This is a genomic window from Sphingobium yanoikuyae (assembly GCF_013001025.1).
GTDB classification, from domain to species: domain Bacteria; phylum Pseudomonadota; class Alphaproteobacteria; order Sphingomonadales; family Sphingomonadaceae; genus Sphingobium; species Sphingobium yanoikuyae_A.
On record NZ_CP053021.1, the window covers coordinates 699,652 to 721,479 of the forward strand.

General features: G+C 67.9%; 23 protein-coding genes, 1 tRNA gene and 1 riboswitch. Of the genes, 14 read left to right on the forward strand and 10 right to left on the reverse strand.

Annotated elements, in window-relative coordinates:
• Positions 1-123: 123 nt before the first annotated feature.
• Complete coding sequence (locus HH800_RS03730; RefSeq protein ID WP_169860221.1) at positions 124-1,272, forward strand: sensor domain-containing diguanylate cyclase; 1,149 nt, start codon at positions 124-126, stop codon at positions 1,270-1,272.
• Here the strand turns inward: HH800_RS03730 and HH800_RS03735 are convergent.
• From HH800_RS03735 to HH800_RS03760, 6 genes are all read right to left on the reverse strand, one after another.
• On the reverse strand, positions 1,269-2,492 hold the full coding sequence (locus HH800_RS03735) for a dihydroorotase (protein ID WP_136186743.1): 1,224 nt from the start codon (positions 2,490-2,492) through the stop codon (positions 1,269-1,271). The genes HH800_RS03730 and HH800_RS03735 overlap by 4 nt on opposite strands.
• Positions 2,493-2,524: 32 nt before the next feature.
• Entirely contained in the window at positions 2,525-3,520 is a 996-nt protein-coding gene (locus HH800_RS03740) for an aspartate carbamoyltransferase catalytic subunit (protein WP_017499831.1), read from the reverse strand.
• Positions 3,521-3,574: 54 nt separating this feature from the next.
• Positions 3,575-5,185, reverse strand: a complete 1,611-nt coding sequence (locus tag HH800_RS03745) for a phytoene desaturase family protein (RefSeq protein WP_169860222.1) — start codon at positions 5,183-5,185, stop codon at positions 3,575-3,577.
• A 27-nt stretch (positions 5,186-5,212) separates the two neighbouring features.
• Positions 5,213-6,466, reverse strand: coding sequence for an aromatic ring-hydroxylating oxygenase subunit alpha (locus HH800_RS03750; RefSeq protein WP_169860223.1), 1,254 nt, complete (start codon positions 6,464-6,466; stop codon positions 5,213-5,215).
• 83 nt (positions 6,467-6,549) lie between these two features.
• Positions 6,550-7,065 (reverse strand): phosphoribosyltransferase, encoded by a 516-nt coding sequence (locus tag HH800_RS03755; protein WP_169860224.1) that lies wholly within the window; start codon positions 7,063-7,065, stop codon positions 6,550-6,552.
• Positions 7,062-8,054, reverse strand: a complete 993-nt coding sequence (locus HH800_RS03760) for a bile acid:sodium symporter family protein (RefSeq protein ID WP_004207885.1) — start codon at positions 8,052-8,054, stop codon at positions 7,062-7,064. Before HH800_RS03760 ends, HH800_RS03755 begins: the two co-directional genes overlap by 4 nt.
• A 98-nt stretch (positions 8,055-8,152) precedes the next feature.
• On the opposite strand from HH800_RS03760, the gene HH800_RS03765 reads away from it, so the two are divergent.
• The gene (locus HH800_RS03765; protein ID WP_004207884.1) at positions 8,153-8,911 is read left to right on the forward strand and encodes an enoyl-CoA hydratase; all 759 of its coding nucleotides are present in this window, start codon (positions 8,153-8,155) and stop codon (positions 8,909-8,911) included.
• A gap of 24 nt (positions 8,912-8,935) precedes the next feature.
• Here the strand turns inward: HH800_RS03765 and HH800_RS03770 are convergent, their stop codons facing one another.
• Positions 8,936-9,838: a DMT family transporter gene (locus HH800_RS03770; protein WP_017499825.1), complete on the reverse strand. Its 903-nt coding sequence runs from the start codon at positions 9,836-9,838 to the stop codon at positions 8,936-8,938.
• Positions 9,839-9,853: 15 nt separating this feature from the next.
• Here HH800_RS03770 and HH800_RS03775 point away from each other — a divergent pair, with 15 nt between their 5' ends.
• Both HH800_RS03775 and HH800_RS03780 read left to right on the forward strand, forming a co-directional pair.
• On the forward strand, positions 9,854-10,432 hold the full coding sequence (locus HH800_RS03775; protein ID WP_037512434.1) for a helix-turn-helix domain-containing protein: 579 nt from the start codon (positions 9,854-9,856) through the stop codon (positions 10,430-10,432).
• A gap of 224 nt (positions 10,433-10,656) precedes the next feature.
• A complete protein-coding gene (locus tag HH800_RS03780; RefSeq protein ID WP_169860225.1) occupies positions 10,657-11,109 on the forward strand; it encodes a DMP19 family protein in 453 nt (150 codons plus the stop codon).
• Positions 11,110-11,538: 429 nt separating this feature from the next.
• Here HH800_RS03780 and HH800_RS03785 read toward each other — a convergent pair whose 3' ends face one another.
• Together HH800_RS03785 and HH800_RS03790 are read right to left on the reverse strand one after the other, a co-directional pair.
• Positions 11,539-11,862, reverse strand: a complete 324-nt coding sequence (locus HH800_RS03785; RefSeq protein WP_169860226.1) for a hypothetical protein — start codon at positions 11,860-11,862, stop codon at positions 11,539-11,541.
• A 169-nt stretch (positions 11,863-12,031) separates the two neighbouring features.
• Positions 12,032-12,541: a MarR family winged helix-turn-helix transcriptional regulator gene (locus tag HH800_RS03790; RefSeq protein WP_037512438.1), complete on the reverse strand. Its 510-nt coding sequence runs from the start codon at positions 12,539-12,541 to the stop codon at positions 12,032-12,034.
• 162 nt (positions 12,542-12,703) lie between these two features.
• Here HH800_RS03790 and HH800_RS03795 point away from each other — a divergent pair.
• The 5 genes from HH800_RS03795 to cobJ all read left to right on the forward strand — a co-directional run bounded on the left by HH800_RS03795 (position 12,704) and on the right by cobJ (position 16,627).
• A tRNA-Gln gene (locus HH800_RS03795) sits at positions 12,704-12,778 on the forward strand.
• A gap of 177 nt (positions 12,779-12,955) precedes the next feature.
• Positions 12,956-13,168: riboswitch (cobalamin riboswitch) on the forward strand.
• Positions 13,169-13,447: 279 nt separating this feature from the next.
• Positions 13,448-14,500 carry a cobalamin biosynthesis protein CobG gene (locus HH800_RS03800; protein WP_169863221.1) on the forward strand — a complete coding sequence of 351 codons (1,053 nt, stop codon included), beginning with the start codon at positions 13,448-13,450 and terminating at the stop codon, positions 14,498-14,500.
• A complete protein-coding gene (locus tag HH800_RS03805) occupies positions 14,500-15,129 on the forward strand; it encodes a precorrin-8X methylmutase (RefSeq protein WP_169860227.1) in 630 nt (209 codons plus the stop codon). Before HH800_RS03800 ends, HH800_RS03805 begins: the two co-directional genes overlap by 1 nt.
• Entirely contained in the window at positions 15,126-15,848 is a 723-nt protein-coding gene (cobI, locus tag HH800_RS03810; protein ID WP_169860228.1) for a precorrin-2 C(20)-methyltransferase, read from the forward strand. Before HH800_RS03805 ends, cobI begins: the two co-directional genes overlap by 4 nt.
• Positions 15,845-16,627 (forward strand): precorrin-3B C(17)-methyltransferase, encoded by a 783-nt coding sequence (gene cobJ, locus HH800_RS03815; protein ID WP_169860229.1) that lies wholly within the window; start codon positions 15,845-15,847, stop codon positions 16,625-16,627. The genes cobI and cobJ overlap by 4 nt, the downstream gene beginning before the upstream one ends.
• Here the strand turns inward: cobJ and HH800_RS03820 are convergent.
• Positions 16,588-17,352, reverse strand: a complete 765-nt coding sequence (locus HH800_RS03820; protein ID WP_169863223.1) for a cobalt-precorrin-6A reductase — start codon at positions 17,350-17,352, stop codon at positions 16,588-16,590. The two genes, cobJ and HH800_RS03820, sit on opposite strands and share 40 nt — an antisense overlap.
• Here HH800_RS03820 and cbiE point away from each other — a divergent pair.
• Genes cbiE through cobF form a run of 5 tightly spaced genes read left to right on the forward strand, consistent with a single transcriptional unit; the run spans position 17,351 to position 21,753 of the window.
• Positions 17,351-18,559 carry a precorrin-6y C5,15-methyltransferase (decarboxylating) subunit CbiE gene (gene cbiE / locus HH800_RS03825; protein ID WP_169860230.1) on the forward strand — a complete coding sequence of 403 codons (1,209 nt, stop codon included), beginning with the start codon at positions 17,351-17,353 and terminating at the stop codon, positions 18,557-18,559. The genes HH800_RS03820 and cbiE overlap by 2 nt on opposite strands.
• Positions 18,556-18,918, forward strand: a complete 363-nt coding sequence (locus HH800_RS03830; RefSeq protein ID WP_169860231.1) for a cobalamin biosynthesis protein — start codon at positions 18,556-18,558, stop codon at positions 18,916-18,918. The genes cbiE and HH800_RS03830 overlap by 4 nt, the downstream gene beginning before the upstream one ends.
• Positions 18,915-19,700, forward strand: coding sequence for a precorrin-4 C(11)-methyltransferase (gene cobM / locus HH800_RS03835; RefSeq protein WP_169860232.1), 786 nt, complete (start codon positions 18,915-18,917; stop codon positions 19,698-19,700). The genes HH800_RS03830 and cobM overlap by 4 nt, the downstream gene beginning before the upstream one ends.
• Complete coding sequence (locus HH800_RS03840) at positions 19,697-21,001, forward strand: cobyrinate a,c-diamide synthase (RefSeq protein ID WP_169860233.1); 1,305 nt, start codon at positions 19,697-19,699, stop codon at positions 20,999-21,001. Before cobM ends, HH800_RS03840 begins: the two co-directional genes overlap by 4 nt.
• Positions 21,001-21,753 carry a precorrin-6A synthase (deacetylating) gene (gene cobF / locus HH800_RS03845; RefSeq protein ID WP_169863224.1) on the forward strand — a complete coding sequence of 251 codons (753 nt, stop codon included), beginning with the start codon at positions 21,001-21,003 and terminating at the stop codon, positions 21,751-21,753. Before HH800_RS03840 ends, cobF begins: the two co-directional genes overlap by 1 nt.
• The last annotated feature ends 75 nt before the right edge of the window (positions 21,754-21,828 follow it).

Sequence of the window (21,828 nt, forward strand, 5' to 3'; positions counted from 1 at the left end):
GCGATAGGGTTCCCTGATTCGCCTCTCTCATGGTTTTCCCCGGTTAGGGTTTCCCGTTGTTGGAGGATTAACCCCCTTTCGCTACCAACGGCCGCTCGCAGCGAGGCGGCAGGGAGCGGACAAGTGGCGGAAAAGCGCTGGCAACAGCGGCTGAAGGGCTGGGACGGCCCGTTCACGGCACCGGTGCCGGACAGCGCGCACGATGCGGTGCTGGATACCCAATATCGCCGTTTCCATCAGGCGCTGCCGCTTTTGTGCCTGCTGATCATGGCCAACGCCGTCGCGATGGCGCTTGCGGTGATGGGCGATCTGCCCTTGTGGCAACAGGTGACGCCGCCTGCGCTGATCTTCCTGGCCTGCGCGCTATCCCTGCTGCGCTGGCGCGGCGTGCCGATCGCGACCGACGCCAGGGTGCAGGCGCGCAGCCTGAAGCGGGTCGCACATGTCGCGACCGGGGCTGGACTGGTGGCCGGGCTGTGGGCGGTCAACGCCTTCACTGAAACCGAAATCTATTATTGCATGGTGGCGCCGGTGTTCATCGGCATTGGTGCGCTGGTTGCGGCGACGACCTTGCTCAGCGTGCCGCGCGCGGCGATCGGGGCGATGGGCGTGGCGGTGTTGCCGATTCTGGTGAAGATGGCGCTCTATGACAATCTGGGCGTGCGGGCGATGGCGGTGATGATGGCGATCGTCACGGTGATGCAGGCCAATCTGGTGCTGGGGAAGTTTCGTGAGACGGTGGCGATGCTGGTGTCGCAGCGAGACCTGGCGCGGCTGGCCGGCACCGATGCGCTGACCGGGCTCGACAACCGGCTGAGCTTCATGCGCGCGATCGAAGAGCGGGTGGAGCGGGGCGCGGCCTTCAGCGTGCTGCTCGCCGATCTCGATGGCTTCAAGCAGTGCAACGACTTGCACGGCCATCAGGCAGGGGATGTCCTGCTGACATCATTGGGTGGTCGGTTGCAGGCCTTGATGCCGGACGCGGTGAGCATCGCGCGGCTGGGTGGCGACGAATTTGCGCTGCTCCATGACGCGGAAACCGATGTCGACGCCCTGCATCGGCGCATGCCCGGCATCCGGCAGGCGATCGCTGCGCCGGTGGGTTGGCAGGGGCGCAGCCTGTCGGTCGGCAGCAGTTTCGGCATCGCTAGCTTCCCGCAGGATGGGGCCGACGCCGCCGCCGTCCTGCATGTCGCCGACACACGGCTCTATGCGGACAAGCGGCAGCGCAAAGGGCGACGATTTGTGGGGCCGCAACGCCAGATTGCTTAGAAGAACTGCCCGCCTTTCATGATGCGGCGGGCACGGCCCTGCACCGGCACCTTGTCGAACGGCGTGTTGCCGGCCGAGGCCGCCATCTTCGCCGAATCGACGATCCATGGTGCGTCGGGATCGACCAGGATCAGGTCGGCGGCGCTGCCGGGCGCGAAGCTGCCGGCGTTGACGCCAAGGATCTTCGCCGGATTGGCGCTGAGCAGGGTCATCAGCCGGTTGAGGCTGACATGGCCTTCGCGCACCAGGTTGAGCGAGAGCGCCAGCAGCGTCTCGGCACCGGCCATTCCGGGCGACGCGTCGGCGAAGGGCAGGCGCTTGTCTTCCGGCCCGCGTGGATCATGGCCCGATGTGATGACATCGACCGTGCCGTCGGCGACGGCGGCGATGCTGGCATGGCGGTCGGCATCGGATCGCAGCGGTGGCGACAGGCGTGCGAATGTGCGGAAGTCGGTCATCGCCTGATCGTTGAGGAACAGATAGGCCGGGCTGATACCGCAACTGACCTTCAACCCCTCCGCCTTGGCGGCGCGGATCAGGTCGAAACCGGCCTTGGTCGTGACCAGGCGGAAATGGATGGCGGCGCCGGTCTCGCGCGCCAGCATGATGTCGCGCGCGATCGCCATCGCCTCGGCGCAGGCCGGGGCATGGGCCAGGCCCAGGCGCGTCGCGGTCTCGCCGCTGGTCGCCACCGCCTTGGCGGACAGGCCGCCATCCTCGGCATGGGCGATGACGGTGAGGCCAAGGCCCGAGGCGTAGGAGAGGATGCGCAGCATCACCCCCGAATCGGCGATCCACTGGCGACCGGTGCCGACCGCCTTGGCCCCGGCGATCTGCATCAGGCCCATTTCGGCCATTTCCGTGCCCTTGAGGCCGCGGGTCGCGGCGGCGATCGGGTGGACCCAGAAGTCGGGCTTGCCCGCGCGGGTCGCTTCGCGGATCAGGCCGACCTCGTCCAGCGGCGCGCGCTGGTCGGGCATCAGGGCGGCGCGGGTGATGCCGCCGAAGTGGAAGGCCGGCTTGTCGGTGGCGAAGACGCCCAGGTCTATGAGGCCCGGCGCGACCACCAGCCCGCCGGCATCGACCTGCTGCGCGTCGGCGGGAATGTCGACCGCGCCGGTGGCCAGGATGCGATCACCCTCGATCAGGACGGTGCCGGGGACAAGGGCGTCGCCCGCCGGGTCGGCCAGCTTGCCGTTGACGATTGCGATCCGGCTCACGCCCATCTCTTTTTCCTTGTTGGTCGGGATGCTCACGCCCATCCCTCCACGCCGCGCGCCTGGCGCGTCAAAACATCCAGGCACGCCATGCGCACCGCCACGCCCATCGCCACCTGTTCGGTGATCGCCGACCGATCGGGATCGTCCGCCACCGTGCTGGTGATCTCGACGCCACGGTTCATCGGACCAGGATGCATGACGAGCGCGTCGGGCTTGGCGATCGCCAGCCGTTCGGGCGTCAGGCCGTAGAGCGCATGATATTCGCGCGCCGACGGGATGAAGGCGCCGTCCATCCGCTCATTCTGCAGGCGCAGCATCATGACGACATCGGCGCCATCCAGCCCGTCTTCCATCCGGCTATAGGGGGTGGCACCCAGCATCTCGACCTCGGGCGGCAGCAGGGTGGGCGGGGCGACCGCGCGTACCTGCGCGCCCAGCGCGGCGAGGCAGAGCATGTTGGATCGGGCGACGCGGCTGTGCAGCACGTCGCCGCAGATGGCTACGACCAGCCCCTCGAACCCGCCCTTGCGGCGGCGGATGGTCAGCGCATCGAGCAGCGCCTGCGTGGGATGCTGGTGCCAGCCATCGCCCGCGTTCAGCACCGGGCAGTCGACCTTGTCCGCGATCAGCGCGACCGCGCCGGAACTGGCATGGCGGATGACGATCACGTCGGCCGCCATGGCGTTGAGCGTCATGGCGGTGTCGATCAGGGTCTCGCCCTTCTTCACGCTGGACGTAGCCGCGGCCATGTTGACGACGTCGGCGCCCAGCCGCTTGCCGGCGATCTCGAACGACAGCAAAGTGCGGGTGCTGTTCTCGAAAAAGGCGTTGATCTGGGTCATGCCCGCCAGCCGGTCGTCATGCTTGCGCGCCTGGCCCTTGTTGGTGCGGGCCCAATGTTCGGCCTCGTCCAGCAGGAAACGGATTTCCCAGGGCTTGAGGTCGGCGATCGACAGCAGGTGCCGGTGCGGGAACAGCGCCCGGCCGGTCAGCTCGGGCGTTGCATCAGGAATGAAGATGTCGGGCATGAGCCGGGTCTTTAGGCCAGGCTTTCGGTTGGGGCAAGGCGGGGAAAGACCCGATCAGGCCCGGCCGCGCCATTTCCCCCACAGGGCGCGATCCTTCAGCACCTCACGCGCGGCATTATGGCCCGGCGCGCCGGTGACGCCGCCCCCCGGATGGGTGCCCGCGCCGCACATGTAGAGGCCCTTCACCGGCCCGCGATAGGCGCCATGACCCAGTACTGGCCGCGCCGCCCACATCTGGTCCAGCGTCAGATTGCCATGCATGATGTCGCCGCCGATCAGGCCGAACTTGCGTTCCAGGTCGAGCGGCGAATGGATCTGGCGGGCGATCACGCTCTTTGCGAAGCCCGGCGCCTGCGCCTCGACCGTGGCGATGATATGGTCGGCCGCCGCCTCGCGCTCATCGTCCCAGCTTCGCCCGTCGGGCAGTTCGGGCGCGAATTGCTGGCAGAAGAGGCTGGCGACATGGCATCCCTCGGGCGCCAGGCTGTCGTCGATGGTCGAGGGGATCAGCATCTCGACGATGGGGGCCTTCGACCAGCCGTCGCGCTTCGCATCCAGATAGGCACGGTCCATATAGTCGAGCGTCGGCGCGATGATGATGCCGGACTGGTGATGCTCGCCAATGCCGGGCAGGCAGGTAAAGTCGGGCAGGGCGGACAGCGCGACATTCATGCGGAAGGTGCCCGATCCCGCCTTGAACGCCCTGATCCGCTTCAGAAAGTCCGTGGGCAGATCGGCCGGTTGCATCATTCGCTCATAGAGCAGCTTAGGGCCGACATTGGCGATGATGCTGGGGCCCATCACTTCCTCGCCGCTGGCCAGCTTCACGCCGACGGCGCGGTCGCCATCCACCAATATATGATCGACCGGCGCTTCCAGGCTGATTTCGACCCCCATCGCCTGCACGACCTTCGCCATGGCCTGGGTGATGGTGCCCATGCCGCCGACGCTGTGACCCCAGGCGCCCTTCTTGCCGTTCACTTCGCCGAACACATGGTGCAGCAGCACATAAGCGCTGCCCGGCGTGTCGGGGGAGGCGAAATTGCCGACCACTGCGTCGAAGCCGAAGGCGGCCTTGACCGCCTCGCTCTCGAACCAGCTGTCGAGGAAGGTTCGGGCCGATTTGGTGAACAGGTCGAGCACGTCACGCTGTTGCTCGATATCGAGCCCGGCGACGCGGCGGCCCTGTTTCAGCGCCTCGACCACCATGGTCAGGCCATCGCCGACATTGGGCGGGCTTTTGAGCACCAGGTCGCGCAGTACGTCGGCCACCACTTCCAGCGCGTCATAATAGGCCGGCAGAATGGCGGCGTCGTGCGCGCTGAACCGGGCAAACTCGGCCTGGGTTCGCTCCAGCCCGCCGCCCAGCTTCAGATAGCCGCCATCGGGCTGGGGCAGGAAATTGCTGATCGGCCGCTCGATCACGCGATAGCCATGATCGGCCAGCTTCATGTCGCGGATGACCTTGGGATTGAGCAGGCTGACCGTGTAGCTGGCGGTCGAGTTGCGGAAGCCGGGGTGAAAATCCTCGGTCACCGCCGCGCCGCCGACCACATCGCGGCGCTCCACCATGCGCACCTTGTAGCCGGCACGGGCCAGGTAGAAGGCGCAGACAAGGCCGTTATGGCCCGCACCGATGATGACGGCGTCATAGGCTTTGGTCACAACATATCCCTCCCCGAAAAAGCGCCGTCATCCCCGCGAAGGCGGGGATCCATCTCCAGCCATCTCCCCATAGGCGAGGTCGGGGGATGGATTCCCGCCTGCGCGGGAACGACGAGAATCATGATAGTCGAAAGACCATCCCATTTTCGGCGCGCGATGCTGACGCGCCTGCGGAATGATGGTGCGCATCCGTGCGCAGAAATGGCGCAGCGCGACTTCCTGGTCGCTCAAGGGGCCGACGGTGAAACTGTCCGACGCCATGCCGGCCTGCACGCGGGCGACAAGTTCCGTATCCTCGGCATTGACCTGGCGGTTGATGCGCCAGTTGAGATAGCGGGCCGCCTTCATCTCGCGGCGGCTATCGGGCAGGGCGTAGCTGATCTCGCGGATCAGCGTCTGCGTCGGCGACACCGGCAGCCACTGCATGAAATCCACCTGGTCGGGATAGATGTCGAAGGCGAAATTGGGCCAGAGCTTGAAATAGGTCCATAGCCGCTGCCGATCGGGCGGAAGATGCGGGACGGCCGGCAGGAAATGCTGATAGGCGCGCTCGGACAGGTTGGCGGACGGGCGATCGAGGATCGGCCCCCACATCTTGTCGGCATAGGGGCTGGCTTCGACGCCATAGCCATCGCCCATCAGCCGTTTGAGGCCGGGATGGGCGACGGCGATATGCAGGCCGTCGGAATAATTGTCGCCGATATTCTTCCAGTTCACCGCCCGCGGGCGCAGCGTGACGCGGCCAAGCGCGCGCAGTTCGGAAAAGCGATAGGGCGCGATCTCGTCGATATAGGGCGCCATCATCTGCGCCACCGACGGTCCGCCATCATCCTCCAGCCGGACGAACAGGAAGCCGTGGAAATTCTCGATATCGACGGGGGAAAGTCCATGCCTGGACCGGTCGAGATTGCCATAGCTGCCCGCCATCGGCAGGCCCGTCAGGCAACCGTCCAGACCATAGGTCCAGGCATGGTAGGGACAGACCAGCTTTCTGGTGCGACCCGAGGGCCCGTCCACTAGGCGCGCGCCGCGGTGGCGGCACACGTTGGTAAAGGCGCGGGCTTCGCCGTCATCCCCGCGGATGACGATGATGCTCTCGCCAAGATAGTCCAGCACATGGAAATCGCCCGGCGCCGGCAGGTCGCTGTCATGGGCGACGATCTGCCAGCTCGGGCGGAAGATGCGACGGGTTTCGACGGCGAAAAATTCGGGATCGCTATAGGTCCATGCCGGCAGGCTATAGCCCGCGTCCGGATCCGGTCCGCATCCCGTCTCGCCCATCTACCCCGCATGCCCCATTGCAGTTGTACGCTTGTATAACGAGCGGCCGGGGAATTTCCATTATATTTTTGTGACAGCTATTTTCAGCTGGTCCGTTCGGGCACTTCGCCCCAGTCCGACAGGATCGACGCGCGGCTGGCGACCGCTTCCCAGGGAAAGACGAACCAGTCCTTGGTGACGACACGGTCGATCGTGGTCGCGCGATATTCGACCTTCGCGGCCGAGCTGACATTGTCGATCAGCACGGCAAAGCGCAGATGATCGGCCGGCGCGCCGGCCAGCGCCGCGCGCAACTGGTTGATCGTGCGGCCGCTGTCATTGATGTCGTCGACGAACAGCAGGCGCGATCCGTCAAGGGCCATCGCCACCAGCTTGTCGAGCAGTTCGTCGCAAAAGCCCACGACCTGGGCCGACAGGTCGACCGACAGCATCGGCTGGCTGATGGCGTGGGACAGATAGGTGGCCGGCACCAGCCCGCCGCGCCCGACGCCGACAATATAGTCGGGCCGCCAGTCCGATTTGGCGATCGCGCCGGCCACGGCGTCGATGTGGGAGAGGAAGCTCTCCATCGGAATGTCGGTCAGGATCGGTTGGGTCATGATATGGTTGCCATCTGCGAATCGGCCCTATCGGCCGCCTGCGCCCCATAGCGCCGTGCCAGCAGGGCACAAGCCATCAGCTGAATCTGGTGGAACAGCATGACCGGCAGGATGATCGGCCCGACGGCCGCTGCGGGGAATAGGACACCGGCGATCGGCACGCCCGAAGCGAGGCTCTTCTTCGAGCCACAGAATTGCAGCACGATCGCATCCTCGCGGGAAAAGCCGAGCAGCCGGCCAAGCCCCCAGGTGAAGAGCAGCACGATCACCAGCATGGCGATGCAGAGCAGCGCGAGCAGCGCCAGCTCCGCGCGCGAGACCCGGTGCCACAGCCCTTCGACCACCGCCGCGCTGAAGGCGGAATAGACCACCAGCAGGATCGATGTACGATCGACCCGGCCGACCAGCGTCTTGTGCCGCGACACGAAGCCGCCGATCCAGGGGCGGGCAAGATGGCCCAGCACGAAGGGCAGCAGCAATTGCAGCATGATCCCCTCGACCGAGGAAAGGGAGATGAGGTTGCTGCCGCCGCGCTGCATCAGCAATGCCACCAGCAGCGGCGTCAGCACGATGCCGAGCAGGTTGGAGAAGGAGGCGCTGACCACCGCCGCGGCGACATTGCCGCGCGCAATCGCGGTAAAGGCGATCGAGCTTTGCACCGTCGATGGCAGCAGCGCCAGGAACAGCAGGCCCGCGCGCATATTCTCCGGGATCGCGCCGATCTGTTGCAGCAGGATGCCGACCAGCGGGAAGAAGAGGAAGGTCGTGCCCAGAGTCGCGAGATGGAGTTGCCACGCCTTGGCGCCGCCCCAGATCGCCTCGCGCGACAATTTTGCCCCATGCAGGAAAAAAAGCAGCACGATGCCGGCATCCGCAACGATCGAGGCGAGATGGGCGCCCTGGCCGCGGGCGGGCAGGACCGACGCTAGGGCAACGGTGCAGAGCAGCAGGACGAGGAAGGGATCGAGGATCAGGCGCAGGCGAGTCATCATGGTTCCGGGCATAGGGAAGGGGCTTGGAAAAGGATAGACGCCGCCCCATCCTCTGGGCCAACAGCCTTGACACAGAGTATCGGGAGAGAATTTGCGTGAGCGACCATATCGCCATCATCGAGACGAACGGCGTGCTCGAAATCCATATCGACCGGCCCGACAAGAAGAATGCACTGACCGGGCCGATGTACCGGACGATGACGGCGGCGCTTGCCGATGCGTCGAGCCGGCCGGAGATTGGCGTGGTGCTGTTCGCGGGGCGGGGCGACGCCTTTTGCGCCGGCAATGACCTCAAGGACTTCATGGCCGGTCCGGAGGGCGGCGCTGCCGCCTTCGACTTCATCAGCGCCATCGCTGCCTTCGACAAGCCGATCGTCGCGGCAGTGCAGGGGCTGGCCGTGGGCGTCGGCACCACCATGCTGTTCCATTGCGACCTGGTCTATGCTGCGCCCGACGCGCGTTTCGTCATGCCCTTCGTCAATCTGGGCATCGTGCCGGAGGCCGGCTCCAGCCTGCTCGCGCCCGCCATCATGGGCCATGCCAGGGCGGCCGCGATGCTGATGCTGGGCGAACCGATGGATGCGGAAGGGGCGGATCGCGCCGGTTTCGTGACGGCGATCGTGACAGGGGAGGCGCTGCTCGACCATGCCCGCGCCAAGGCGGCGGCGTTGATGGCCAAGCCGCCCCAGGCGCTGATGGCGACGCGCCGGCTGATGAAGGGCGATCCCGCCGCCTTGCAGGCCCGGATCGCGGAGGAAGCCCGGCTGTTCCGCGAAGCACTGGCCTCGCCCGAGGCGCAGGAGGCGTTCATGGCCTTTTTCGAAAAGCGCGCGCCGGTCTTCAAGCGGGCCTGATCGAAGCGCGGCCGGGGGAAGGGATCAGTCCTTGCCCCGGCGCTCGAACTTCAGTTCGCTCACGATCACGGCGGCGATGATCAGCAGCGCGCCGGCCAGCGCCGTGGCGGGCTGGCGGTCGCCCGCGATCCGGCCCAATATCCCGGCCCAGACCGGCTCGCCGGCATAGATCAGGGTCGCGCGGGTCGGCGATACGGTGCGCTGCGCCCAGTTCATCACGAACTGGATCAGCGCCGTCATCGCGCCCAGGCCACAGGCCGACAGGATCACCGTCCAGGAAAAGGGCGGGATCGCCTCACCCATCGGCGCCATCAGGCCGAAGGCGAGCAGCGACGTGACCGCCAGTTGCACCAGCGTGACGCGGGCAATGTCGACCTTGCCGGCCCACAGGCTGATGAAGATGATTTCCAGCGCGATTGCCAAGGTGCTGATGAGCGTCAGCGCCTCGCCCTTGCCCAGCGACAGCCCTTCGCGCGGGGCGGCGATCAGGATCAGGCCGGCAAAGGCCAGCGCGACGCCGACCCAGCTGGTCCAGCGCGGTCGCCGCCGCAATATCGCCCATTGGAGGATCGGCACCAGCGGCACATAGGCGGCGGTGATGAAGGCCGATGTGCTGCTGGATATGGTCTGCAGCGCCCAGGTCTGGAGCGTGTAGCCACAGAAGATGCCAAGGCCGATCATCGACCCGGCCAGCAGTTCGCGCGCCGTCAGGCCGCGCATCACCGGCCAGGCGAGCGGCAGCGCGAGCAGCGCCGCCGTGCCGAAGCGCATCCCCACGAAGAAGAGCGGCCCGCTCTGCTGCATGGCATGATGCACGATCAGGAAGGTCGCGCCCCACAGCACGGTGATCCCGATCAGCGCGAGTTCGGGACGGCCGATCATCAGCCGGGGCGCAGGGCTCTTGTCGAGGGCGGCATTGTGCAACATAATGCACATCGCGTTATGAGCAATATATTGCACAGTCAAGTCGAAGTCCCGCGCCCGGACGTTCTTTCCCATGTCGCGGGCAATATCCGCCGCTTGCGCGCCGCCAAGGGGCTGAGCCAGGATGCGCTGGCCAGCGCGGCCGGAGTCAGCCGACGCATGCTGGTCGGGATCGAGAGCGGGGAGGCCAATGTCAGCCTGTCGACGCTCGACCGGCTGGCGCAGGCGCTGGACGTCAGTTTCTCCCATGTCGTGCGCGCGCCCGACATGCCCGACAATAGCCGGATCGATACCCTCGCCTGGCAGGGCGAGGATGCGCATAGCCGCGCCACCCTGCTCGGCACCGTGCCCGCCGCGCGCGAGGCGGAGCTATGGACCTGGTCGCTGGCGCCGGGCGACCGCTACCCGGCCGAGGCGGACGCCGCCAACTGGCACGAGATGCTCTATGTGGTGGAAGGCGTTCTGACGGTCGAGATGGATGTCGGCACGCGCACGATCGCGGCGGGCGACTTCCTCATCTTCAGCAGCGACCGCCCCTATGTCTTCGTCAATCGCGGAACCGACCTGCTGCGCTTCGTGCGCAACGTGGTGTTTTAGGCGGCGCGGACGAATGGCCGGGATCGGTGGGGGCTGCCATTCCCCTCCCGTAAACGGGGGGGGAAGCGAGACTTAGGCGCGAAGCGCATTAGTCGCAGCGGGGTGGGCTTGCGCGCCGTCCAGCCCACCCCCTAACCCCCTCCCGCTTGCGGGAGGGGGAACAGGTCCGCTTCTGGCCGTTTGCCGGTCGGTAGAAGAGCGAGCGACGGCGAGGGATATGCGAGATGCAACAAGATTACTGGCATATGATCGAGCCCTTCTGGGAAGCGATCAACGTTGATGAGGATGGGGAGGCCTATCTGGTAAGCGTTGCCGATATTCCGACCGCTCTCGTTCATTTGCATGCGGCCCATTTGGCGCAGTCGGAGATATGTAACGGGGGCTTTGCGCAGTTTTTCCAGAACTATGGCGGTGTTTTGGCGCCCGAGGCCGCCGCAGGTTTCGCCGTCATGGGGATGACTTCGACTGCAAAAATCCTTGCAGAGGCGAGCCAGATGTTAGGCACGCCCTATCCTAGAGACTGGCGGGCCAGACACACACAACTGGACGCCATACCAGTCGAAAAATTCGATCGGTTTGACTCACAGTTCTACGATCTTATCGAGACAGAAGCCGATGGCTTTCAATGTGCCGCAAACCGATTTGCGCAAAAGTTGAGGCAGCAAGGCCCTGCGTAGACCAATAGCATGGATTTCTGACTGCTGGTCAACTCTCCAGGGGATGAGCAACTATCTGCCTGCCTGCCTGCCTGCCTGCCTGCCTGCCTGCCTGCCGATAAGCCGATAATCGGAGATCGGCTGATCCTGGTCGTTCGGAAGCGGAAAGCTGCACGTCTGCATTTGGAGATTGGAAATCGGCGGATGAACGGCAATTTTTGATCGAAATCCGACACTCCCCACAGGCGTCATCCTGACGAAAGTCAGGATTCATTCTGCACTACGCCAGATAGGGAGCGCTGAAGCGATCCCGGATCAAGCCGGGCCTGAGCCTGTCGAAGGGGCCGGGATGACGAAGATGGAAATGGCAACGCCCAGTCGCGTCCAGGCCGCCCGGATATAGCCTCGCGGCCTGAGGCCGGGCCTCCCCATGGGGAGGCCCGGCACGTCTCAATGGCTGTCGTTGCGCAGATCCTTGCCGGCCCGCTCCAGCGAGGCACCGACATCCTGCTTGGCTTCCTTGCCCTCGCGCTTGGCATCGTCGGCCGCCCGGTCGGTCGCGGCGCCGATCCGGTCCGCGCCATTGTCGATTGCGGCGCCCGCGCGGTCGAGGCCGTTGTCGATCTTCGCGCCGGCATCGTCGACGGCGTTGCTGACGTCATTGCCGATCGCGGAGCCGGCATTTTCCAGATTGTCCGATGCCTTTTCCGAACAGGCGGACAGGCTCAGGCCCAGGGCGGACAGGGCCGTGATGGCCAGAAGGGGTGCGCGCATGATGTCTCCTCATTGCGTTGGCAAGGCTTAGGCAGCGCCGCATCATATCTGACGCGGCGCTGCCAAATTCCTTGTTGTCGCATCGTTCTAAGCGGAAAATCGGTTCCCACTTTTCCGCACGACGCTCCTAAAAGCGCGGCAGCGGCCATAAGGTTGCGTGCTTTCGCGATCAGCCGCCGCTGAGGCCGAACACCATCGACCGGTCGGCATCGGGGATCAGACCCTCCATCACCCGCCAGAAACCGGTGACGGACCCCTGTCCGGCCTGGGCATAGGCGGCCGCCATCTTCTCGCGCAGGGCGCGGAAAAGCTCGGCTTCCAGCGCGCGGCCGGCGGGGCTGAGGCGCAGCAGTTTCTGCCGCCGGTCGCTGCTGCCGGGCCGGGTCTCGATATAGCCGCGCTCGATCAGGTCATTGAGCACCCGGCCGAGCGATTGCTTGGTGATCGCCAGCAGGCGCAGCAGATCCTTCACCGTCAGGTCGGGCTGGCGCGAGATGAAATAGAGGGCGCGGTGGTGGGCGCGGCCCAGCCCCTGCGCCGCCAGCCCCTCGTCGATCGAGCGGGTGAGCGCGGAATAGCCGAAATAGAGCATCTCGATGCCGCGCCGGATTTCGTCCTCGCGCAGGAACAGCGGCGAAGCCGGTGCGATCTGGCTGGGCGAGGGGGCTTGGACGGACATCGGCGCGGGTTTCCGGCTGGAGGGGAGGGGGCGTGGCGTTGATCCCTAAGATGGGTTGGGCGGGAAGGAAAGGGAAAGGCGAAGTCCATCGTCAGGAGGGCTTTTCTTTCGTGCATCAGCCGCTATATGGCGGTCCCGCGCTGACTTGGATCGGCGCATTGCTGGGGCGTCGCCAAGCGGTAAGGCAGCGGCTTTTGATGCCGCCATGCGCAGGTTCGAATCCTGCCGCCCCAGCCATAATTTTCGGTATCCGACGCCGCGTCGCTTTCCTTGCTTCCGGTTTCCGTTTCGGCATCTTCCGTCGGTATGCCTTGGGCGTCGAGCCGGCAGCGGGACTGCCGATACTCATTCCATGTCTTGGCGAAGACCGATGTTTCGACTAGGGCATCATCGATGCGCCGGTTCATGTTGGTGCATTGCATAACTGACGCCGGTGTTCCGCAAGGAACTTAATCGGGAATGCGGTGCGGGGGCCTTGCCCCTTATTCCGTGGCTGTCCCTGCAACTGTAAGCGGATAGCGCGATGCACGAGCCCGTGAGGGCAGCCACTGGACAGAGCGTCCGGGAAGGCTTGCATCCCGCAACGACCCGCGAGCCAGGAGACCTGCCGGCGTTTCGGTCGCTCTTGTCCTGACCCAGGGGTTGGTCATGGCACGGTCTCTCTTCCGTCTGGGCGGCGAAGCGTGTGGCTGGGGCTGCACGGCCGCGTGGTGTCGGGCGCCTGTCGCGCCTGCCTGCCGCCTCGCGCCGACCGGCGATGCCGGCAAGCCCTGCCTGGTTGCGTCCCGGCGCGCGGAGGATGTGCCTGTGAGCCAGACCGGCGCGGGCAGTGATAGGGCGACCGCGAACCATGCGGTAGCCCACGGGCCGGCCGTTCGGGGCTGGTGTCCCGATGCCTGGCGCCCGATGGCGGCGGGCGACGGGCTGATCGTGCGCGTGAAGCCGCGCCTCGGTCGTCTTTCGGCCGACGATCTGGCGGCGCTGGGCGAAGCGGCGATCGCCCATGGCAACGGCCTGATCGACATGACCCGGCGCGCCAATCTCCAGATCCGCGGCGTGCGCGACGAAAGCTGGCGCCCCTTGCTCGACCGCCTGCTCGACCTTGGCCTGGTGGACCGCGATGCCCGGCGCGAGGGCGCGCGCATGATGATGGTCGCGCCAGACTGGCGGGCGGGCGACGACAGCCATCGCATCGCCAGCCAGTTGCTTGATCGCCTGGACGAATTGCCGGACTTGCCGGGCAAGATGGGCTTCGTGATTGATGCCGGCGCCGCGCCGCTCCTGTCCGGCGAAGCGGGGGATTTTCGCATCGAGCGGGCGCGGGACGGCGGCCTGATCTTGCGTGCGGAGGGGCGGGCACAAGGCGTGCCGGTGGACAGCGGCGGCGAAGTGGATGCGCTGCTCGCGCTCGCCCGATGGTTCGTGGAGAGCGACGGCGCGCGCGCGGGGCGCATGGCCCGGCATGATGCGCCCCTGCCGGATTGGGCAACGGGCAGGGCAGAGGCCGCGTCGCCGCGCCCGCGACTGGTCCCCGGCGCATGGGATGGCGGCATGGCCTATGGTCTCTCGTTCGGTCGGATCGACGCGCGGCATCTTCTCGACGCGCCGGCCATGCGGCTGACCCCATGGCGCATGCTGCTGGCCGAAGGGCAGGTGCCCGGCCTGTCCGCCGACGCTGCCGATACGCTCATGCATGTGGAGGCCTGCCCCGGCGCACCTGCCTGTCCGCAGGCGAGCGTGGAGACCCGCGACCTCGCCCGCCGGCTGGCGCCCCATGTGGCGGGCCGCCTTCATGTCTCCGGCTGCGCCAAGGGCTGCGCCTGTTCGATGCCGGCCGACATCGTGCTGACGGGGCGGGACGGGCGCTACGACCTTGCCTTCCATGCCCGCGCAGGATCGGCGCCCGACCGTCCTGACCTCACCGCCACCGACCTTCTTGCCCATTTCGGAGCCTGTTGATGCCCCATGATTATGAGAGGGACGGCGCGGCAATCTATCGCCAGTCCTTCGCCACCATCCGCGCCGAAGCCGACCTCGGGCGCTTTGCTGCCGAGGAGGAGCCGGTCGCCGTGCGCATGATCCATGCTGCGGGCATGGTGGACCTTGCGGGCCATATCCGCTTTTCGCCGGGCTTTGCAGCGGCGGCGCGGCAGGCCCTGGCCGCAGGGGCGCCGGTGCTGTGCGATGCGCGCATGGTGTCGGAAGGGGTCACGCGCGCGCGACTGCCCGCCGACAATGCCGTGCTCTGCACCTTGCACGAGATCGCCGTGCCGGACATGGCGCGGGCGATGGGCAATACCCGGTCCGCCGCCGCGCTGGAACTGTGGCGGCCGCATCTTGCCGGGGCACTGGTTGCCATCGGCAATGCGCCCACGGCGCTGTTCCACCTGCTCGACATGCTGGAGGATCCGGCCTGTCCGCGCCCCGCGGCGATCATCGGCTGCCCGGTCGGCTTCGTCGGCGCGGCGGAATCCAAGGCGGCACTGTGGGCGGCGCAGCCCGTGCCCTGCTGCGTCGTCGACGGCCGGCTGGGTGGCAGCGCAATCACGGTTGCGGCGATCAACGCGCTGGCGAGCCGCGCGGAATGAGCGGCACCGTCTATGGCGTGGGCCTTGGCCCCGGCGCGCAGGACTTGCTGAGCGTGCGCGCCGACCGGCTGGTGCGGGGGGGACGGCATGTCGCCTATTTCCGCAAGGCCGGCCGACCGGGGCAGGCGCGCCGCATCGCGCAGGGCATGTTGCGGGACGATGCAATCGAACTGGCGATGGAATATCCGGTGACGACCGAAATTCCGGTCACCGATCCGCGCTATAACGACTGCCTTGCCGCCTTCTATGCCGACTGCACCGGCCGGCTGCTGGCGATCGCGGAGGCGGGGGAGGATGTGGTCGTCTTGTGCGAGGGCGATCCCTTTTTCTACGGCTCCTTCATGCATTTGCACAGTCGGCTGTCGGGGCTGGTCCCGGTCGAAGTGGTCCCCGGCATCATGGGCATGTCGGGGGCGTGGAATGCGACCGGCCTGCCGATCACCTGGGGGGACGATGTGCTGACCGTGGCGATGGCAACCCTGCCGGAAGAGGAACTGGTCCGCCGCATCCGCGATACCGACGCGCTGGTGGTGATGAAGATCGGCCGGCACCTCGCCAAGCTGCGCCGTGCGGTGGCGGCGGCCGGGCGCAGCGATGAAGCATGGCTGGTCGAACATGCCGCCATGCCGGAACAGCGCGTGACCCGGCTGGCCGATGTCGACAGGGTCACGCCCTATTTCTCGATCCTGCTGATCCACGGACAGGGGCGCCGGCCATGAGTTTCGCGGCGGCAGAGGGGGGCTGGATCGCGATCGCGGGGCTCGGGCCGGGGGACGAGGCGCTGGTGACGCCGGAGGTCGACGCCGCGCTGGCTGCCGCGACCGACGTGGTGGGCTATATCCCCTATGTCGCGCGGGTCGCGCCGCGCGCGGGGCTGATGTTGCATCCTTCGGACAATCGGGAGGAGCTGGACCGGGCGGCCCATGCGCTCGACCTGGCGGCGCAGGGGCGGCGGGTCGTCGTCGTCTCCTCGGGCGATCCGGGCGTCTTTGCCATGGCGTCCGCCCTGTTCGAGGCGCTGGAGGCCGGCCCCGCTCCCTGGCGCGACATCGACATTCGCGTGCTGCCCGGCATCACCGCGATGCTGGCTGCTGCGGCGCGTGCGGGCGCGCCGCTTGGCCATGATTTCTGTGCGATCAACCTGTCGGACAATCTCAAGCCCTGGTCCCTGATCGAAAAGCGGCTGCGGCTGGCGGCGGAGGCGGATTTCGCCATGGCCTTCTACAATCCCCGGTCGGCGTCGCGGCCGGAAGGGTTCGTGCGCACGCTGGCGCTGTTGCGGGAACTTTGTGGCGACGCGCGCCCGATCCTCTTTGCCCGCGCCGTCACCACCGCGCAGGAGACATTGCATATCGTGCCGCTGGGGCAGGCGCGCGCGGACATGGCGGACATGCGCACCATGGTGATCGTCGGGTCGAGCCGGACCCGCATCATCGAGCGGCCGCGCGGGCCGATCCTCTACACGCCGCGCGGCATCCCCGACGAGGCGGCGGGATGAGCGATCCAGTCGAGCACATCCTCGGGCCGGTGGAATTCCCGCCGGTCGGGCAGCGGGGGGCGGTCGATCATCAGCACGCGCAGGCCCAGCGCACGCGCGGCGTCCAGCTTGGCGGCTGCGCCCGTGCCACCGGCATTCTTGGCGACGATCAGGTCGATGCGATGATCCCGCAGCAGGCTTGTGTCGTCCGCCACCGTGAACGGGCCGCGATCCACGATAAGGGCATGATCGGGCAGGGGCGGCGGCGCATCCGGCGCATCCACGAAGCGCAGCAGATAATGATGCTGGGGCTGGGCGGCGAAGTCCTCCACATGCATGCGCCCCAGGGCCAGCATGATCCGCTGAGGCGGGCCGTCGAGTGCGGCCACCGCCGCTGCCATGTCCGGCACCGCGGTCCAGCGATCGCCGGGGACGGGCGTCCAGGGCGCGCGGGTCAGCGCGGCATGGGCGATCCCCGCCCCATGCGCAGCCGCCACTGCATGGGCGCTCATCGTCGCGGCAAAGGGGTGGGTGGCGTCGACCAGATGGGTGATGCCTTCCGCGCGCAAATGCGCGACCAGCCCCGCCACCCCGCCAAAGCCGCCGACCCGCATGGGCAGGGGCTGTGCCCGCGGGCTGGCCGTGCGTCCGGCATAGCTGAAGGTCGCGCGCATGCCGCGCGCTGCCAGCAAGGCCGCCAGCGCGCTTGCCTCCGTCGTGCCGCCCAGCAGCAGGATATTGGGCATGGATGACATGAATTCTCCCCCCTGGTTGACGATCGTCGGCATCGGCGAGGACGGGATGGACGGCCTATCTGCGGCAAGCCGCGCGGCACTGGCGGCGGCGGACCTGGTCATGGGGCCGGCCCGGCACCTCGCGCTGCTGGGCGGGATTAGCGCGCCGATGGTCGAATGGCCAGTGCCCTTCGCGGACGGGATCGCGCGGTTGCTGGCGCATCGTGGGCGGGCGGTGGTGGTGCTGGCGTCGGGCGACCCCTTCTGGTTCGGCGCGGGCAGCAGCATCGCGCGCCATCTGGCGGCCCATGAATGGTGCGCGCATCCCGCGCCCTCCACCTTCGGGCTGGCGGCGGCGCGGCTGGGCTGGGCGATACAGGATGTCGCGTGCCTTGGCCTGCATGCCGCGCCGCTGGATCGGTTGCGTCCGCACCTCGCGCCGGGTGCGCGGGCGCTGGTGCTGCTGCGCGACGGGGCGGCGGTGGCGGGGCTTGGCGCCTGGTTGTCGGCCAGGGGATTTGGCGCGTCGCGCCTCCATGTCCTGGAACGCCTCGGCGGCCCGCGCGAACGGATCCGGTCGATCGAGGCCGAGGCGACGATACCGGCCGACATCGCCCATCCCGTGGCGGTCGGGCTGGAGGTCGCCGGTGACGGTCCCGTCCTGACCGTCGCCAGCGGTCGTCCCGACGCGCTGTTCGACCATGACGGACAGATCACCAAGGCGCCGGTGCGCGCCCTGACCCTGTCGGCGCTGGCGCCCCGGCCGGGGGACTATCTGTGGGACATTGGCGCGGGGTCGGGATCGATCGCGATTGAATGGCTGCTGGCCCATCCCGCCAATCGCGCCTGCGCGGTGGAGGCCGATCCGGCCCGTGCGGATCGCGCCCGCGCCAATGCCCGTGCGCTGGGCGTGGATCGGCTGGAACTGATGATCGGTCGCGCGCCGGACGTGCTGCCTGATGGTCCGATGCCGCAGGCGGTCTTCATCGGTGGCGGTCTGTCGCAGGTGCTGCTGGAACGGCTGGAGGCGCTGCTGCCACCCGGCACGCGGCTGGTCGCCAATGCCGTGACATTGGAGTCGGAGGCGCTGCTGGCGCTCTGGCACGGGCGGCGGGGCGGCAGCCTGCTGCGGATCGAACTGGCCGACGCCGCGCCGCTCGGCAATCGCCATGGCTGGCGGTCGCGCTATCCGGTGGTGCAGTGGAGCGTCACGCTATGATCGTCGCGGGCTTCGGCTTCCGTGCCGGCGCGACCACCGCGTCCCTGCGGGCGGCGCTGGCGGCGGCCGGCGGCGGACGGGATGTCACCCATCTCGCCACCCCGGCGGACAAGGCCGGGGGACTGGCGGAACTCGCCGCGCAACTGGCGCTGCCACTCATCCCCATCGCCGCCGATCGCCTCGCATCCCTGCCCACCATCACCCGCTCGCCGGCCTCGCTGGCCGCGCGCGGCACCGGCAGCGTCGCCGAGGCCTGCGCCCTGGCCGGCGCGGGGGAAGGCGCCCGCCTGCGCGCCGCCCGCAGCCTTTCCCCCGATCGCATGGCGACCTGCGCCATCGCCCAAGGAGCATCATCATGACCGTCCATTTCATCGGCGCTGGCCCTGGCGCGCCCGACCTGCTGACCCTGCGCGGTCGCGATCTGATCGCGGCCAGCCCGATATGCCTCTACGCCGGATCGCTGGTGCCGGCGGAGGTGCTGGGCCATTGTCCGCCCGGCGCGCGCATCGTCAACACCGCGCCCATGGACCTGGACGCCATCATGGCGGAGATCGCCACCGCCCACGCCGCCGGGCAGGATGTGGCGCGGCTTCATTCCGGCGACCTGTCGGTCTGGTCGGCCATGGGCGAGCAGATCCGCCGCCTCCGGGCGCTTGGCATCCCCTTCACCGTGACCCCCGGCGTGCCGGCCTTCGCAGCGGCGGCCGCGGCGCTGGAGGTGGAGCTGACGCTGCCTGAACTGGCCCAGTCGCTCGTCCTGACGCGCACGCCGGGGCGCGCCAGCACCATGCCGCCGGCCGAGAGCCTGACCAATTTCGCGGTGACGGGCGCGACCCTGGCCATCCATCTGTCGATCCACAATCTGGCGCAGGTGGTGGCGGATCTCACCCCTGCCTATGGGGAATCCTGCCCGGTCGCGGTCGTGTGGCGGGCAAGCTGGCCCGACCAGCGGATCGTGCGGGCGACCCTCTCGTCGATCGAGGCGGCGGTCGCGGGCAGCATGGAGCGCACCGCCATCATCCTGGTCGGCCCGGCGCTGGACGCGGCGGATTTTGCCGAAAGCAGCCTCTACGCGCAGGGCTATGACCGGCGTTTCCGGCCGCAGCATGCCGGATCGCGCTACGCCGGGTCGTCCGAGTGACGGTGCCGGGCCTGCTCGTTTCGGCGCCCGCATCGGGCACCGGCAAGACGACCGTCACGCTCGGCCTGCTCCGCGCGCTGCGCGACGCGGGCGTGACGGTGCAGCCGTTCAAATGCGGGCCGGACTATATCGACCCGGCTTTCCATCGCGTTGCCTGTGGCCAGCCGTCCTTCAACCTCGACAGTTGGGCGATGGACGGCGCGCTGCTGGACCGGGTGGCGGCCGAGGCCGGCGATGCCGACATGATCGTGGCCGAAGGGGCGATGGGCCTGTTCGACGGGGTGGCGGGTCGGGGCGCGGCCGGCCATGGCACCGCCGCCGACGTGGCGCGCCGCATGGGCTGGCCGGTGCTGCTGGTGCTCGACATATCCGGACAGGCGCAATCCTGTGCGGCGACGGCGCTGGGCTTTGCCCGTTTCGATCCCGATGTGACGATTGCGGGCGTCATCCTCAATCGCGTCGCGAGCCCGCGCCATGAACGGCTGGCGCGCGCGGGGCTGGCGGCGGCGGGCATTGCGGTGTTCGGCGCCTTGCCCCGGCACGCGGACCTCAGCCTGCCCGAGCGGCATCTGGGGCTGGTGCAGGCCGGCGAGCAGCAGGGGCTCGATCAGGCGCTGGAGCGCCATGGCGCACTCATGCGGGAGCGGGTCGATCTCGCCGCAGTTCGGGACGCGGCCCGCTCGGACGGCGTCACGGCCCGCGGGCGTCTGCCCGATCCCCCGGCGCAACGGATCGCGGTGGCGCAGGACGTGGCTTTCTCCTTCCTCTACCCGCATCTCCTCGAAGGCTGGCGACAGGCCGGGGCGCAGATCATGCCCTTCTCCCCGCTGGCCGATGAGGCGCCAGCGGAGGATGCCGATCTGATCTGGTTGCCCGGCGGCTATCCCGAACTGCACGCCGGGACCATCGCCGCCGCGCAGCACTTTCTGACGGGCGTGCGCCGCCATGCCGAGGATCGGCCGGTCCATGGCGAATGCGGCGGCTATATGGTGCTGGGGGATGCGCTGATCGACCGGGACGGCACCGCCCATCGCATGGCCGGGCTGCTCGGCCTTGTCACCAGCCATGCGGACCGCCGGCTGCATCTGGGCTATCGACAGGCGGAACTGCTGGCGTCTGTTGCGGGGCTGCGCGCCGGCACCATGCTGCGCGGCCATGAGTTCCATTATTCGACTATCACGGGCCAGGATGACGCGCCGCTGATGCGGGTGACCGATGCCGATGGCGCGGCGGTCGCGGAAACCGGCTCGCGGCGCGGCTGGGCCAGCGGTTCCTTCTTCCACATGATCGCGAGCGCATGATGATCGACCTGCACCTGATCGGCATCGGCACCGGCAACCCCGATCATCTGACGGCCCAGGCGGTGCGGGCAATGAACGGCGCCGACCTCATCCTGCTGCCGCGCAAGGGCAGCGCCAAGTCCGACCTTGTCGACCTGCGCCGCACCATCTGCGCGGCCGTGCTGACGCGGGCGGTGCGGGTGGTGGAATTCGACCTGCCCGTGCGCGATGCGCGCGGCGACTATATTGACGGCGTCCAGGACTGGCACGATGCCATCACGCAGGCCTGGGCCGGACAGATTGCACGCCACTTGCCCGATGGCGGCCGCCTTGCCCTGCTGGTCTGGGGCGATCCCTCCCTTTATGACAGCAGCCTGCGGATCGCCGACCGGCTGGCGGAGAGGGGGCTGGCGATCCGGGTAAGCGTCGTGCCGGGCATCACCAGCCTGCAGGCGCTGACCGCCGCCCACGCCATCCCGCTCAACCGGCTCGGCGCGCCGGTCGTCATCACGACCGGGCGCCGGCTGCGCGACGATGGCTGGCCGGCCGACGGCGACAGCGTCGCTGTGATGCTGGATCAGGGCTGTGCCTTCGACGCGCTCGATCCCGCCGGCATCCATATCTGGTGGGGCGCCTATCTCGGCATGGAGCATCAGCTCCTGGTCGAAGGGCCACTGGCGGTCGTGCGGGACAGGATCGCGGGGCTCCGCGCGCAGGAACGGGCCCGGCATGGCTGGATCATGGACATCTATCTGATGCGCAGGGGGGCATGATCCTGGTGGCGGCGCGATGCGCGAAAGCGGGCCGGTGCTGCTAAATTCCGCGCTCCCCGCTTGTCGAAAGGGGCT